Here is a 15,005-nt window from a genome sequence, read left to right as displayed (position 1 = left end):
GGGCGTGTCGAATCTCCATCCATTCGCGCCGCACGGCTGGTTCGCGATCGGCCAGGCAGCCGCGCTGCTCGTCTGGAGCTTCGCCGGCTGGGAAGCGATCACGCATCTCGCGGCGGAATTCCGTCGGCCCGCGCACGACATGCCGCGTTCGGCCGGCATCGCGGTCGTCGTCGTCGGGCTGCTGTACCTGTCGGTCGCCGCCGCGAGCGTGACGGTGCTCGGCCCGTCCGCCGGCGCGTCCGATGCGCCGCTTGCCGAACTGATCGCGCGCGGCATCGGCGGCCATGCGCAGGTGCTGGCGGCCGCGGGCGCATTGCTGCTGACGCTCGGCACGATGAACGCGTATTTCGCGGGTGCAGCGAAGCTCGGCGCGGCGCTCGGGCGCGATGGCGCGCTGCCCGCGTGGCTCGCGCAAGGCAGTCAGGTCGGCGGCGTGCCGCGCCGCAGCCTCGGCGTGATTGCCGCGCTCGCGACGTTCGCGCTGGCCGCGACGACCATCGCCGGCGTGGGACCGAAGCCGCTCGTGCTCGTGACGTCCGGCTGCTTCGTGATGGTGTACGGGCTGGGGGCCGCGGCGGCGCTGAAGCTGTTGCCGCGTGGCGGCATCGCGCATCGTTGCGCGTGGGTGTCGCTGGTCGCGGTCGCCGGGCTGTTCCTGACGACCGGCTGGTATTTGGTGTGGCCGCTGCTGCTGGCGGGCGCGGCGCTGCTTTACCTGAGGGTGGCGGGACGCGGCCGGTAAGTCAGGCGGGCACCAGCTCGAAGCTCAAGCGCTTGCCGAGCGCTGCGGCCGCGCTCGCAAGCGTCGTCAGCGTGAGGCTCGTGTCGGTTTCGTCGAGCAGGCGGTTGAGCGCCGCGCGGCTCGTTTTCATCCGGGCGGCCATCGCAGTTTTCGTGATGTGCTGCGCCTTCATCTCCTGCTCGATCTGCCACGCGATCACGCGCTTGATCGCGATCGCGGTGGCTTCCTCGAGGCTGCCTTCCGCATCGAGGAAAGCGTCGAAGTCGCTGCCGATGTGGCGGTTGCTGGGGGTCGTCATGCTGTACTCCATTCGTTGCGTTGCGCACTGCCCGATTGCCGGTGAAGGCCTGCTCCGGTTCGGCTGCGCTGAATTCAGATGCCGTTCCTCAGCGCCTTCAGCCGGCTCGTGGCGACATCGAGATCTTCTGGTGGCGTTGCCCGCGACTTCTTGATGAATCCGTGCAGCAGGACCATCGTGTTGCCGACGACGGTGAAGATCACGCGGGCTATTCGCCGCGCAAGCGTGACCCGGATCTCCCAGATGTCTTTCGATATCTTCCTGACCAGCGGCATGCCAAGGGGCCAGCCGAACTGAACAGTCTTGATGTCCTCGCCGATTGCTTTCCGCTCCGCTGGCTCGAGACTCTTGAGCCACTCGCGGACCGGTTCGTTTCCACCAACCGTGCTGAAGAACCGCACAGCCAGCGTCGCCTGGAATTGCTGTCTCACCATCGCCGTCTTGCCGCCTATCGTACCAAAATTGATACGATAGGCCAAGCGTGACGAAAGCGAACCTCGGCCGATCAGCCATCTCGCGCGTCCGCGTGCTGCAGCATTTCAACGCGGCTTCGGCACGTTGCTGCCGCGCGCCCTCCGCCGGCCACGCTGCGCCGTGTCTCCCGGCCGCCCGTCGCCATACCGCGCCCGTGCGATTTCGCGCACCGCGTCGATCAGCGTCCGCGCGACGGGCGACGGCTGCGCGTCGGTGCGCAGGATCAGCCCGACCGGTTCGTCGGTGCCGGCTGGCGGCAGCGGCAAACGCGCAAGCGCGCCTGCCGCCAGGTCGTACTCGGCTGCGTACAGCGGCACGAACCAGACCGCATCGTTCTCGAGCGCGAGCGCACGCGCGACCGACACCGACAGCACCTCGATGAACGCATCCAGCGGCGGCGCGCCGCATGCGTTCAGCAATTGCTCGGCCGATTGCCGGATCAGCGTGCCGTACGGCGGCAGCACGACCGGGTAGCGCGCGAGTTCGGCCGCCGGCGCGGCGCTCGCGATCAGCGGATGACCGGCGCGCACGACGGCGACGAGCGGCTCGTTGTACAGCTGTTCGAACGCGAGACCGATCATCCGCTCCGGCTCCGACAGCCGCCCGATTGCGCACTCGATCGCGCCGGCCTTCAGGCGTTCGAGCAGTTCGGCATTCGCGGCGGTCGCGATCCGCACGACGGCGCGCGGCCAGCGTGCGGCGAGCGCCTTCATCAGCGCCGGCGCGAGCGACGCCGCGACGGTCGGCAGCATCCCGACCTCGAGCGTCGCCGCCGCGCCGCCGCCTTCACGCGCCAGCAGCCCGACGCCTTGCCGCAGCGCGAGCACGCACGCGTTCGCATGCGGCATGAAGAGTTGCCCTTCGCGGGTCGGGTGCGCGCCTTGCCGGCCGCGCTCGAACAGCCTGACGCCGAGGATCGACTCGAGTTCGGCGATCGTCTTCGAGACGGCCGGCTGCGTGATCGACAGGCTTTCGGCCGCCTTCTGCACGCCGCCCAGTTGCGCGACCGCGAGAAAGCACTGCAGGTGCCGGAACTTGACGCGGCCATCGGCGATACGGTTATTCATGACAGGTGGTTATGCAACTGACGGTGAAATGCCATTTTGCATAACTTCCCGGTTGGTCCCAAGCGCTGTCTGTTGGCTGGCACAGCGGCGTGCGGATCAGGCCGACAACAGACGCCGTCGCGCTCACGGCGTGCGCCGCAGCGCCTCGAATCCCGACGGCTCCCAGATCCGCTTCGCGATCAGCAACCCCGTGCCGTGCTTCTGCCCGAGCGGCGCAGACGACGACTCCGCGTGCAGCGCCGCCGCCTTGCTGCGCAACCGCCGCAATTCCTGCTCGAGCTCGGCGGCAGCCGCCACCGTGAGCATCCCCTGCGTGAACGTCATCGTTTCGCCCGGGCCGTCGAAGCGGCTGTCGAGGAAATCGCCGAGCGCGTGCGTGTGGAAATAGCGGCGGATCGGGCCGCCCGGCAGCCAGTCGAAGTCGCGCGCGACGCGCACGCGAATCCGGTCGCCCGGCAGCAGCGCGATTACGTTCATCCGGTCGAGCATCAGCAGGTATTTCAGGCATTCGGCCTTCGTCACGCGATACGCCGACACGATGTCGTCCACGGTCCAGTAGTTGATCGCGCAGACGGCGACGAGCAGCAGCTTCTCGTCCGACACGAGCAGCGCCTCCTGCTGCTCGGTCAGCGTGTGCAGCCGCGGCGCGGACGCCGATGCCTCCTGCACGAGCTCGGCGAGCGTGTAGCCGAGCACCTGCGCGATCTGTACGACGCGCTCGAGCGTGAAGCGGCCACTCGCGAACAGCCGCTTCACGCTCGTTTCGGAGACATCCAGTGCATGCGCGACGTCGCGGTAAGTCAGGCCCTGCGCCTTCAGCTGGCGCTTCAGCGTATCGATCAGTTGGGCGGTTTCAGTCATGCTTGGTATCGAAAAATGATGCTTCAGGACGAATATTAGGCTACCGACACACGCAGATTCACGCTTTTCGTTACTTGTCTGCATAATCCGCTCCGTCCTGTCACCGATCGACGGAGCCGAGATGTCCACCCGAACCGAAACCGCTACATACGAACCGCTCCGCGCCGTGTCGCGCGATGCCCGCGAAACCGGCCGCGGATTGCCGCTCGCGACCGTGCGCACGCTCGCCGCGAGCGCGCACGTCGGGGATCTCGTGTTCATCCGCGTGCCGATCCGCCCGTTCCGCGAAGTGGCGGACGCGACGGGAACGTGGACCAACCACGTCGGCATCGTCGTCGACACGTCGGGGGCCGAGCCGGTGGTCGCGGAGAGCACGTTTCCGTGGGCGAAGCTGACGCCGCTCGCGCGCTTCGTCGCCCGCTCCGAAGGCGGCCGCATCGCGCTGGCACGGCTGGCAACACGGCCCACGGCCGACGAACAGCGCCGCGTGCACGAGGCCGCCGAAAAGCGCATCGGCACGCTGTACGACACCGGCTTCAACCTGCGGTCGCGGCGACAGTTCTGCTCGCGCTACGTGCGCGAAGTGCTCGGCGAAGCTTCGGGCGTCGAGGTCGGCGACGTCGAAACCTTCGAGGCGCTGCACGCGCGCCGGCCCGGCGCGAAGCTTGGCTTCTGGCGGCTGTGGTACTTCGGCCGCATTCCGTGGGCACGCGAGACAGTGACGCCCGCGAGCCTGATCCGCAGCGACAAGCTGACGCTCGAATTCGACGGCATCGTGCTCGATCCGGGGCGCGCGTGACGGGCGGCGCGATGGAGACCGACAACAACAACAAGAGCAAATAACAAACAGCGACGGGTTGGCTGGAGGGCCGTGCAACGTTCGTCATCGACGAAACGCGAGCCCGATCGCTTTATCCGCCGGACAGGCAGCCCTGTCCGGCGGCTTCTTTATTGGCGCGGCGTCCGCAGACCATAACGAACAGTTATGCGATCCACGAAAAATCGTCATTTTGCATAACTTTCCGGATTGGCTAAAGTCCTGCCATCCACTCTGCGAAAACTTATCAGGAGACGCCCGATGGATTCCCCCACGATCCTCACACCGCGCGACTGGCCGTCGCATCCCGCGTACATCCACCCCGAGTACCGCTCGTCGGTGAAGCGCGGCCCCACGAAGCCGCTGATCCCGCTGAAGGAGAAACTGCGCGACCAGTACGCGCCCGTCTACGGCACGGACGATCTCGGCGCGCTCGATCACGACCTGACGAAGAACGCCGTGAAGAATGGCGAGCCGCTCGGCGAGCGCATTGTCGTCACGGGACGCGTGCTCGACGAAGGCGGCAAGCCGGTGCGCAACACGCTCGTCGAGGTCTGGCAGGCAAACGCCGCCGGCCGCTACGTGCACAAGGTCGACCAGCACGACGCGCCGCTCGACCCGAACTTTCTCGGTGCGGGCCGCTGCCTGACCGACAACGAAGGCCGCTACCGCTTCCTGACGATCAAGCCCGGCGCGTACCCGTGGGGCAATCATCCGAATGCGTGGCGCCCGAACCACATCCACTTCTCGCTGTTCGGCGACTACTTCGGCTCGCGCCTCGTCACGCAGATGTATTTCCCCGGCGATCCGCTGCTCGCGTACGATCCGATCTTCCAGGGCACGCCCGAAGCGGCGCGCGACCGGCTGATCTCGCGCTTCTCGATGGACATCACCGAAGAAGGCTATGCGCTCGGCTACGAATTCGACATCGTGCTGCGCGGCCGCGACGCCACCCCGATGGAGCGCTGAACCATGACGACGCTGAAACAAACCCCTTCGCAGACGGTCGGCCCGTACTTCGCTTACGGCCTGTGCCCGCAGCAGTACAACTACGACCTGAAGAGCCTGTTCACGGCCGCAATCGCCGCGCCGCACGCGGCGGGCGAGCACGTGCTGCTGGTCGGCCAGGTGTTCGACGGCGACGGCAACGTCGTCAGCGACGCGGTGCTCGAATTCACGCAGGCGGACAGCGCGGGCGAGTACCCGGCGTCGCGCGACGACATTGCGCGGACGGGTTTCACCGGTTTCGCGCGGGTGGGCACCGGCACCGACGCGCAGCACCGCTTCGTTGTGGAGACGGTCAAGCCGGGTCGAATCGCGGCCGACGATGCGCCGCACATCAATGTGACGGTCATGATGCGCGGGATTCTCACGCATGCGTTCACCCGCGTGTACTTCGACGATGAAGCCGCAGCGAACGCGGCCGATCCGGTGCTGAACGCGGTGCCGGCCGAGCGGCGTGCGACGCTCGTCGCGAAACGCGAAGCGCAGCCGGGCGGGCCGGTGGTCTACCGGTTCGATATCCGGATGCAGGGCCCGCGGGAAACGGTGTTCTTCGACGTCTGATCCGCGCCGATAAGCTCCCCGATGGCGGCGGCCTGTTTCTGTGGGTCAACCCATCGGGGGGTAACTCTGGCGCCGGAAGTACCGCATTGACGGGAAAACAACCTCTTCGCGATCGGCGCTTTCCGCACATTCAGCCTTGCCGCGGCACGCGATACCGCCCCCTATTGGATTCGCCTCTTACTGAAAGCCTGTAAGGCCCACGGCGCGTGGGCAGGCATTCACGTCCGACTCGACCTCTCGGTCATCTTCGAGTTTGCGGTAGTCCACGGTTTAGTCGATAGCAACCCGATCCCGGGACTACGGGTCCGGCTGCGCATGCTCGATATCGACGTCGATGTAGAACTCCTTGAGAGCCTTCGCCGATTGACGGATCCCCAAGATTGCGCCCAACGGGGACGCCAGGTCTTCGCCGGGTCTTCATCTTCATCCACCTGACACATGCCACGCCTGCGGCGCTCTGAGGGGCGCTGGGTTCTCCTACGCGCCCAGTACGGCACGACTTGATGTCAACGCAATTCGTGCGGAAGTGAATTTCGTACAACTATCGACGTATCTGCACGATATTTCGAATTCGTCTCATATCCACATCACCAGCAAATGTGCACGATTGGGTCTGGAGAAATCCATGTACGTCCACATCCGCTGAGAACCTGCTGCTAGTCATTCACTAGAGGCAGTAGTTGTAGGTGCTCAGCTCCCGGAGCACTTATGGCAAGCCAAACACCCGCCCTTTCCACACCGTCACCTTGTGCGCACCGCACTCGAACTCTCCATTCAGATCGAGACTTGTATCTGATCTGTAGAAATGAGCCGAAACCCGGCAATGAAAACTGGGCAACCGTCGTATGCGAACAAGACGATCGGGGCAAGGCCATTGGCGCATACATTTCGCCTTTTGACGCAATGATTGACGCTCGTCTGCAGCAGAGCGACTCCAGGCTCTATCGAGTTTTACCTAGCACGAGCTTTGACGTTGGAAATTTTATTAATGACCACAACAATCAACTAGCGGTGAGCTTTCAGATTGCATGGATTGCCAACAATGGTCACATCCTGCTACGCCCATCTGGCAGGTTTACTGCATGCAGCATTATCGAAAGATCGCGCATAGATGACGGACAAAATTCAATCCATTTTGCGATTCCGAAGTTGGCGAGTGAAATGCATGCCCGCCTGCTCGATATTGCGGGAGCAAGCAGCTGGCAGGATTCAATCGACGAATTCAAGTCACTCCCAACCCTCCAGCGAGAGAAATTAGTCACCGAAGCAATTCAAAAAATTCCAGGAACACGTTCGGGAGATCATCAACATAACGAGCTGGCATTTTATGAATTAAACAAAAAACAGTGGAGATTTATTCCCCTCCCATTGTTCGATGATTTATTTATCAAAAACGAAGCGGAGATCAATGACAAAAACCAATCGTGACTCTTTCAGAGCGCGGCGCAACTGTCTACGCGCGCAAATTTCCAATTGAAAAAGGAGAATCCGTAATGGAAGTCCGTACAAACCTATCCGGCAGAGCACAGTGCGTCGTTGGAGACATGACGTCTCATGGGGGCGTCGTCGTTTCTGGGAGCCCATTTCACACATGGAACGGCAGTCCAATTGCACGTCTAGGCGATACCGTCACCTGCCCGAAGTGCCCGCCTCACATTTTCAAAATTGCAGAAGGAATGGCCGACTGCATCGACAACACGCTGCCCATGGCTGCGGAAAGGCATAGAACAACCTGCGGCGCCGAACTGATTGCGCGAACGGCTCCAGCCAGTTTGGTATCCGCTCATACTGCCTTCGCAAATGGGTCCGGCTTCGACGAACAGTTCATCGTGCATGATTTGGATGGCAATCCAATTCCAGAAATGCCGTACAAAATTACAACAGAGGACGGCACGATCATTCGTGGGATCACGGATATGGACGGACGCACAGATCGCGTCTTCACCGCTGAAACACAGAGACTAACGATCGAGCCAGATATGGATCAACTGCTTCCGAACGAACAGGCAGATTGAACGATGACAAACTTCGCATGGTCAGGTAACGCCGCAACAAATACTACTCGACTGAGTGACCAGAGAGTTTCGACTGACGTAATTCGGTATGTCAACAAGGTTGACACCGACAGCGGTTGGTTGCTTGTTGGGAGAGACGACATTCCTCGTGCGCAATGGAAATCGCTTTTCAAGTATTGCAAGGTTATGCTCATCGGGAGTAAAGGTGATCGGACATATTTTAAGATACTTGAGGGGGAATCTAAGGGCAATATCGCATTCCTGTCGAAAGCCAATGCCAATGAATATCTTGGCAAGATAGCCCCCAAACAGCAACCCGCCGAACTCGTTATGAACTATGGGCGCTTTGAACCGAGATGGGAATCCATATCCAGACAAGAATACCTACCACAGCAATTGGCAAACGGGGTGCTCAACGGAATTCACTTTGAGGCGGCAATGAACTCAAACTGGAAAGGCGACTTCTTTCCAATTTCTCCCGGAACTTACACAATATTGCTACCAGATTTCCCGCACAAAAAGGATTACACCAATCAATATAAAATCGAGCATCCAAAATTGTCCCACCATCAAGTGTGGTTTCCAATTTCTCACGGGAATAATAGCAGGTATGTTCACGTAGGCAATGTATCGGAAGGGTGCGTTACCATTTTAAGCCTAACCAAATGGTCTACGATTCATGAAGCACTTCTCAGCCACCGCGGGCCTGATGGAAATAGCGTTGGCACCCTGATTGTAAAAGGCAAGCCAGGGAGGACTAGATAATGTCCATAAAATCACTCTGCATTGCCTACCTCCTTACCAATTGTACATTTTTTCACACCCCCGCAAATGCATTCGCATCGAATTCCGCCGGGGAAATCACAAGTAATTGGGAGATGTTAAAACATACGGTCGAACACTATAAGAGACGGATAAATAACAGAGAGAATATTAAAAATGCGAAGCAAGCCGAGGAAAGAGGGAGAAAGGCATTTCTAGAGGGCCATTATGACAAAGCATACTTCCATGGCTACGGCGATGCAATAGCGTGGATTCCCAGACCGGAGTATTTTTTTATAGTTGGCGACATCAAACTTCGAATCAAGATGTCACTTCATAGCGACTCACCTCACGCGACGCCAGAATACAAAGCCTGCTGGGACAAGTACTTGTTCGCCCTTGATGTAAATAGGGATTTAGAATCTTCTTTTGAAAGAGGCTTTGGTTTGGTTGGCGAGTTAAATTTATCCAAAACCCGAAACTCAAAAATCTACAAGCAAGCTCTGGCTAACGCATCTTGCTTGTCACGATTGACTGGCAAGTATTCGGAAGGGGTAGGCCCTCAGTGCGTGCCCGTTGAGGAAGTGAAGCAATGTCTCGGTCGCCCTCTCCTGTTTCTATATCACTAAAGATCGTCCGGCGCCGCCAGAGAGGCCTCTTGCGGCCGTCGCAAACGTTAAACAAGATTTTCCTTGCGGGTTATGCGCAATATCCTATGCTATCCCCTGTCCGTAGTTACAATTGCGTCGACACAGGAAACAATCTACTTCAGCGCGCCCGCCGCCGTCCGGCAGCGAACGCGCAAGCTTTTGACCCGAGTGCCTTTAAGCGCGACTGCCCGACGAATTGGCAGGCGCGCATTTTTTTGACCGGACGCCGCGCGGGCGAACGGTGTACACAGCGTCCGCGAGACGCATCAGCGCAACATGAACGACATCGCCGACAGGGCGTTCAGCGTACGCACCGCATGCTCGACCGACGGCGCATCAAACCGCAGCGTCACCGCATCCACCCTTTCCAACGACGGCAGCATGCAGAACAGGTCGGCGAGCGCGGCTGTCTGCACGCGCAGCGCACAAACTGCCGGCGCGGGCCGATGCTCGCCCGCGCGCCAGCCGGCGGCCAGCGCATGCTCGACGGTCTCGCGCGCGGCGGCCGCGATGCGTGCGCACGCGGCCGCGGGCGTCAGCGTGTCGCCGCTCGACGCGCCGCCCGCCGTCTTGATCGTTTCGAAACGCGCAGCCGGAAAGAGCGGCTGCGTCTCTTCGGCGAACACGTCATCGCCGGACGCCAGCGCGACGTGCGCGCCGTATTCGCGCGCAAGCGCACCGTAAAGCCCCGCCTCGCCGAGCTCGACACCGTTCAGCCAGACCTGCGTGAACGCGAAGCTGTTGATCGTATGCGCGAGCACGCCGCGCGTCTGCGATTTCGCGTGGTAGCCGATCATGAACACGAGGTCGGGCCGCTGTTCGAGGCCCGCCATCATGCCGAGCGTCCGCGGCTTGCCGAGCACGACGCGCGCCCGCGCATCGAGCCCGTCCGGCAGCAGGTTGCGGAAGCCTCCGTGCGAATCGTTGACCCAGACGGCCTGTGCGCCGCCCGCGAACGCCCCTTCGATCGCCGCATTCGCCTCGGCCGTCATCCAGCGGCGCGCTCGCTCGTATTCGGGATTACCGGAACGCGTCTGCTCGACCGCGAATACGCCGGCGATCCCTTCGATGTCGGTCGAGATCAGGATCTTCATGTATGAGTCGGCGGTCCTTCGTTGAACAGACAATCGAAATCGGGAATCGCGTCGCGCAGCGACTGCCGCACGTGGCCGTCGCGTCCGGTCACTGTGACGGCCTGCAGCAGCGCATCGACGATCGCATATTCGACACTGTCGGCGGCGGCCGCGAACAGCGGATCGAGTTCGGCGTCGGCCAGCAGCGCCGGCAGCGCGACGTAACGGGCGTCATGCGCGATCGTGTACGCGGTCGAGAACGCAAGCGCGATGTCGCCGCTGCCGTGCCCGTAGACCGAACCGGTGCGCGCCAGCCCCGCCGCCGCACGGCGCGCGAGCCGCGACAGTTGCCGCGCGTCGAGCGGCGCGTCGGTCGCGAGCAGCATGATGATCGAGCCTTGCTCGGGCGGCGGCACCGAAACCGCAGAAGCCACAGAGGCCGCGCGTGCGGCGGCGATCCACCCGACCGGCACACCGTCGAGCGTCAGCATCGGCAGCCGGCCGAAGTTCGCGAGCACGAGCGCACCGACCGTGTACGGCTGGCCGACGGCCGCGGCGACCCGCGACGCGGAGCCGATCCCGCCCTTCAGATCGAAGCACGACATGCCGCGTCCGGCGCCGACCGCGCCGCGCACGACGTCGCGCGTGGCGGCCCCGCACGCGGCGTCGTAGTGTGACGCCGTCACCGCGAACGCCTGGATGTCGTTCAGATACCCGTCGTTGCATTCGAACACGAGCGGGTTGACGGTCGGCCAGTCGCGGCCGATCGACGGATTCGCGGCAATCGCCGCGCGGATCTGCGCGTTGGCCACCGTGCCGACGCCGAACGTATTCGTCAGCGCGAGCGGCGTGTCGATCACGCCGAGCTCGTCGACCTGCACGAGCCCGACGCTCTTGCCGAAACCGTTGATCACTGCTGCGCCGGCCGGCACCTTGTGGCGGTAGACATCGCCCTGATGCGGCTTCACGACGGTCACGCCGGTCTGGATCGGACCGTCGTCGAGCGTGCAATGGCCGACGCTCACGCCCGGCACGTCGGCGATCGTGCCGCATGGGCCACACGAGCCGGGCAGCAGCACGCCGCCGCGCGATGCGTCGCCGAACAGTTTTGCCGTCGTCATCAGCGGCGCTCCAGCTTAGGATCGAGCGCGTCACGCAGCCCGTCGCCGAGCAGGTTGAACGCGAGCACGGTCAGGAAGATCGCAAGGCTCGGAAAGATCGCGACGTGCGGCGCGCTCACCATGTCCGCGCGTGCCTCGTTCAGCATCGCACCCCACTCCGGCGTCGGCGGCTGCGCGCCGAGCCCGAGGAACGACAGGCTCGCGGCAGTGATGATCGACGTGCCGATCCGCATCGTGAAGTAGACGACGATCGATGACACGGTGCCAGGCAGGATGTGCCGCATCAGGATCGTCCAGTCCGACGCGCCGATGCTGCGCGCGGCCTCCACGTAAGTCATGTGCTTGAGCACCAGCGTATTGCCGCGCACGAGCCGCGCGAACGCCGGGATGCTGAAGATCGCGACCGCGCAGATCACGTTGATCATCCCGTTGCCGAGGATCGCGACAACGCCGATCGCGAGCAGGATCCCCGGAAACGCGAACAGCACGTCGGCGACGCGCATCGTAATGCGGTCCCACCAGCCTTCGTAATAGCCCGCGAGCAGCCCGAACAACGTGCCGATGACCGCGCCGAGCGCGACCGAGAAGAAGCCGGCCTCGAGCGAGATGCGCGTGCCGGCGACGATCCGGCTGAAGATGTCGCGGCCGAGCGCATCGACGCCGAACCAGTGCGTGGCGGATGGCACCGCGTTCAGCGCGTCGTAGTCGAAATAGTTTTCCGGGTCGAACGGCACGATATGCGGGCCGACGAACGCCAGCACGACGAGCAGCAGCACGAAGCCGCCCGCGACGAGCGCGACCGTCTGCTTGCGGAACTTGCGCCAGAATTCGCGCCAGGGCGTGCGGATCGCGGTCGATGCGGCCGGCGCCGCGGTCTGGACAGTCGAGTTCATGCGGGCCTCACTCACTCTCACTTGAACCGGATGGTCGGGTTGATGACCGCGTACAACACGTCGACGGTCAGGTTGATCAGGATGAACTCGAGCGAGAACAGCAGCACGATCGCCTGGATCACCGGATAGTCGCGCATCGTCACCGCGTCGACGAGCAGGCGCCCGAGCCCCGGCCAGTTGAATACCGCCTCGACGACGATCGAGCCGCCGAGCAGGAAGCCGAACTGCAGCCCCATCATCGTGACGACGGGAATCATCGCGTTGCGCAGGCAGTGCTTGAGCACGACCATCGGCTCGTGCACGCCCTTCGCACGCGCGGTGCGCACGAAATCCTCGTTCAGCACCTCGACGAACGACGCGCGCGTGAAGCGCGCCATCACCGCCGCGACCGCCGCGCCAAGCGTCAGCGACGGCAGCACGTAGCTCTTCCACGTGCCGTCCGGCACGACCGGCAGCCAGCCGAGCTTCACCGAGAAAATCTCCATCAGCAGCATGCCCAGCGCGAACGCCGGAAACGAAATGCCGGACACCGCGAGCGTCATGCCGACGCGATCCGGCCACTGGTTGCGCCACACCGCCGACGCGATGCCGATCGCCATCCCGAACAGCGTCGCCCACACCATGCTGACGATCGTCAGCAGCAGCGTCGGCATGAAGCGCTCGCCGATCTCGGTCGACACGGGACGCTTGCTGCGCGTCGACTTGCCGAAGTCGCCCTGCGCGAGCTTCACGAAGAAGTTCGTGAACTGCGTCGGCATCGGCTTGTCGAGGCCGAGATCGGCACGCACGAGCGCAACCGTCGCCTCGTCGGCCTCGGGCCCGGCCGCGAGCCGCGCCGGGTCGCCCGGCAGCAGGTGCACGAACAGGAACACCAGCAGCGCGACGATCGCGAGCGTGGGCAGCAGTCCGAACAGGCGTTTGACAATGAAATTCAGCATAAGAGCACCGAATCGTGGCGACGTGCCGGCGCGTGCAAATGGCCGCGCCGGCGTGCCGCGTTGCGCGTGAACGCGCCTACTTCATCGAGATCTCGTCGATGTTGAACGACGCGTCCGGCATCACGTAGACGCCCTGCAGACGCTTGCTGCGCGCATAGACGATGTTCTCCCGCACGAGGAAGATCCACGGCGCATCGGCCCAGACCCGCTTCTGCGCGTCCTCGTAAAGCTCGGCCTTCTTCGTGCGGTCGACGGTTTCGAGCGCCTTGGCGAGATCGTCGTCGAAGGCCGGGTTCTTGTAGTACGCAGTGTTGAACAGCTTCGGCGGCATCGACGCGGAAGCAAGCAGCGGATTCAGCGCCCAGTTCGCCTCGCCGGTCGACGCGGACCAGCCGATGTAGAACATCCGCACCGGAGCAGTCGCCGGGTCCGGCGCGCTCTCGACCTTCGACACGCGCTCGCCCGATTCGAGCGCCTGCACCTGCACCTTCACGCCGACCTGCGCGAGCTGCTGCTGCAGGAACTGGATCACCTTCTGTGACGTCGTGTTGTTATAGCCGGACCAGAGCGTCGACTCGAAGCCGTTCGGATAGCCGGCCTCCTTCAGCAGCGCGCGCGCCTTTGCCGGATCATATGGCCACGGGCCCGTCTTCGCCGCGAAATCGACGCCCGGCGGCACGACGCCCGGCGACGGCGACGCGAAGCCCGAGAACGCGACCTTCGCGAGTGCTTCCTTGTTGATCGCGTAGTTCAGCGCCTGGCGCACCTTAGGATTGTCGAACGGTTTCTGCTGCATGTTCAGCGACACATAGCGCACGACGATCGACGGCCGCTCGACCACATCGAGCTTCGGATTGCCCTTCAGGTCCGGAACCTGCTCGTAAGGAATGCGGAACGCCATGTCCGCCTGGCCGGCCTTCATCAGCGCGGCGCGCGTGTTGTTGTCGATCACGGGCTTCCAGTCGATCATGTCGATCTTCGGATAGCCCTTCTTCCAGTAGCCAGCGAACTTCTTCACCTTCATGTCGTCGGTCTGCTTCCACTCGAAGAACTCGAACGGCCCGGTGCCGACCGGATGCAGCGCGATGTCGTGCCCCCACTTCTTCAGCGCGGCCGGCGAGATCATCACCGCGGACGGGTGCGCGAGCGTGTTGACGATCGCCGAGAACGGCTCGCTCAGCGTGAGCTTCACCGTATACGGATCCACAACCTCGGTCTTCTCGATCACGCGGAACAGGTTGTAGCGCTTCAGCTTGTTCGCCGGATCGGTCACGCGGTCGAAGTTCACCTTCACCGCGTCCGCGTTGAAGTCGGTGCCGTCGTGGAACTTGACGCCGTGGCGCAGATGGATCGTATAGACCTTCGCGTCCGCCGACGCTTCGTAGCTGGTCGCGAGCACGTTGACGAGCTTCATGTCCTTGTCGAAGCCGAACAACCCTTCGTAGAACGATTTCGCGGCGGCCTGCGACACGGTGTCGTTCGCGTCATACGGATCCATCGTCGTGAACGTCTGATCCACTGCGATCACCGCGGTCTGCTGCGCGAACGCGGGCAGCGCGGCCGCCAGCGCGAACGCGCTCGCGCCCGCGACGATCAGCGTGCGCGGACGGAACATCGGGAACGAAAGCGGTTTGTTCATGTTGCCTGGCTCCTGTGCATGGTTCGGTGACGCGTGGTGGGAATCGCGGAATGACTGCATCCGCTCGGGATAAAGCCGTCTGTTCCTGG

At 62.9% G+C, this 15,005-nt stretch carries 16 protein-coding genes; 7 read left to right on the top strand and 9 right to left on the bottom strand.

Features of this window, described 5'->3' with window-relative positions:
* A partial coding sequence (locus G3N94_RS17965; protein ID WP_205793959.1) for an amino acid permease occupies positions 1–742 on the top strand: 742 nt, incomplete at its 5' end.
* A 1-nt stretch (position 743) separates the two neighbouring features.
* Here the strand turns inward: G3N94_RS17965 and G3N94_RS17960 are convergent.
* The 4 genes from G3N94_RS17960 to G3N94_RS17945 form a co-directional block, all read right to left on the bottom strand.
* On the bottom strand, positions 744–1,040 hold the full coding sequence (locus G3N94_RS17960) for an XRE family transcriptional regulator (protein ID WP_205793958.1): 297 nt from the start codon (positions 1,038–1,040) through the stop codon (positions 744–746).
* A 74-nt stretch (positions 1,041–1,114) separates the two neighbouring features.
* Complete coding sequence (locus G3N94_RS17955; protein WP_205793963.1) at positions 1,115–1,474, bottom strand: type II toxin-antitoxin system RelE/ParE family toxin; 360 nt, start codon at positions 1,472–1,474, stop codon at positions 1,115–1,117.
* A 105-nt stretch (positions 1,475–1,579) separates the two neighbouring features.
* The gene (gene pcaQ / locus G3N94_RS17950; protein WP_205793957.1) at positions 1,580–2,581 is read right to left on the bottom strand and encodes a pca operon transcription factor PcaQ; all 1,002 of its coding nucleotides are present in this window, start codon (positions 2,579–2,581) and stop codon (positions 1,580–1,582) included.
* Between the two features lie 123 nt (positions 2,582–2,704).
* Complete coding sequence (locus tag G3N94_RS17945) at positions 2,705–3,442, bottom strand: helix-turn-helix transcriptional regulator (protein ID WP_205793956.1); 738 nt, start codon at positions 3,440–3,442, stop codon at positions 2,705–2,707.
* A gap of 121 nt (positions 3,443–3,563) precedes the next feature.
* Here G3N94_RS17945 and G3N94_RS17940 point away from each other — a divergent pair, with 121 nt between their 5' ends.
* The 6 genes from G3N94_RS17940 (at position 3,564) to G3N94_RS17915 (ending at position 8,605) form a co-directional block, all read left to right on the top strand.
* Positions 3,564–4,241 (top strand): YebB family permuted papain-like enzyme, encoded by a 678-nt coding sequence (locus tag G3N94_RS17940; RefSeq protein ID WP_205793955.1) that lies wholly within the window; start codon positions 3,564–3,566, stop codon positions 4,239–4,241.
* A 279-nt stretch (positions 4,242–4,520) separates the two neighbouring features.
* On the top strand, positions 4,521–5,228 hold the full coding sequence (pcaH, locus tag G3N94_RS17935; RefSeq protein WP_205793954.1) for a protocatechuate 3,4-dioxygenase subunit beta: 708 nt from the start codon (positions 4,521–4,523) through the stop codon (positions 5,226–5,228).
* Between the two features lie 3 nt (positions 5,229–5,231).
* Complete coding sequence (pcaG, locus tag G3N94_RS17930) at positions 5,232–5,825, top strand: protocatechuate 3,4-dioxygenase subunit alpha (protein ID WP_205793953.1); 594 nt, start codon at positions 5,232–5,234, stop codon at positions 5,823–5,825.
* A gap of 708 nt (positions 5,826–6,533) precedes the next feature.
* On the top strand, positions 6,534–7,253 hold the full coding sequence (locus tag G3N94_RS17925) for a hypothetical protein (RefSeq protein WP_205793952.1): 720 nt from the start codon (positions 6,534–6,536) through the stop codon (positions 7,251–7,253).
* Between the two features lie 65 nt (positions 7,254–7,318).
* The gene (locus G3N94_RS17920; RefSeq protein ID WP_205793951.1) at positions 7,319–7,840 is read left to right on the top strand and encodes a PAAR domain-containing protein; all 522 of its coding nucleotides are present in this window, start codon (positions 7,319–7,321) and stop codon (positions 7,838–7,840) included.
* Positions 7,841–7,843: 3 nt separating this feature from the next.
* Entirely contained in the window at positions 7,844–8,605 is a 762-nt protein-coding gene (locus tag G3N94_RS17915; RefSeq protein ID WP_205793950.1) for a hypothetical protein, read from the top strand.
* Positions 8,606–9,518: 913 nt separating this feature from the next.
* Here the strand turns inward: G3N94_RS17915 and G3N94_RS17910 are convergent.
* The 5 genes from G3N94_RS17910 to gsiB all read right to left on the bottom strand — a co-directional run bounded on the left by G3N94_RS17910 (position 9,519) and on the right by gsiB (position 14,916).
* Positions 9,519–10,346, bottom strand: a complete 828-nt coding sequence (locus tag G3N94_RS17910) for a M55 family metallopeptidase (protein ID WP_205793949.1) — start codon at positions 10,344–10,346, stop codon at positions 9,519–9,521.
* Positions 10,343–11,446, bottom strand: coding sequence for a P1 family peptidase (locus G3N94_RS17905; protein ID WP_205793948.1), 1,104 nt, complete (start codon positions 11,444–11,446; stop codon positions 10,343–10,345). Before G3N94_RS17905 ends, G3N94_RS17910 begins: the two co-directional genes overlap by 4 nt.
* Positions 11,446–12,339: a glutathione ABC transporter permease GsiD gene (gsiD, locus tag G3N94_RS17900; protein ID WP_205793947.1), complete on the bottom strand. Its 894-nt coding sequence runs from the start codon at positions 12,337–12,339 to the stop codon at positions 11,446–11,448. Before gsiD ends, G3N94_RS17905 begins: the two co-directional genes overlap by 1 nt.
* Before the next feature lie 17 nt (positions 12,340–12,356).
* Positions 12,357–13,277: a glutathione ABC transporter permease GsiC gene (gsiC, locus tag G3N94_RS17895; protein WP_205793946.1), complete on the bottom strand. Its 921-nt coding sequence runs from the start codon at positions 13,275–13,277 to the stop codon at positions 12,357–12,359.
* A 76-nt stretch (positions 13,278–13,353) separates the two neighbouring features.
* Positions 13,354–14,916, bottom strand: a complete 1,563-nt coding sequence (gene gsiB / locus G3N94_RS17890; RefSeq protein WP_205793945.1) for a glutathione ABC transporter substrate-binding protein GsiB — start codon at positions 14,914–14,916, stop codon at positions 13,354–13,356.
* Between the last annotated feature and the right edge of the window lie 89 nt (positions 14,917–15,005).

Origin of the sequence: Burkholderia sp. Ac-20353 (assembly GCF_017104785.1) — a bacterium.
Classification (GTDB): domain Bacteria; phylum Pseudomonadota; class Gammaproteobacteria; order Burkholderiales; family Burkholderiaceae; genus Burkholderia.
Note: the sequence above shows the minus strand (reverse complement) of the source record. Positions and strands in the feature narration are given on the sequence as shown.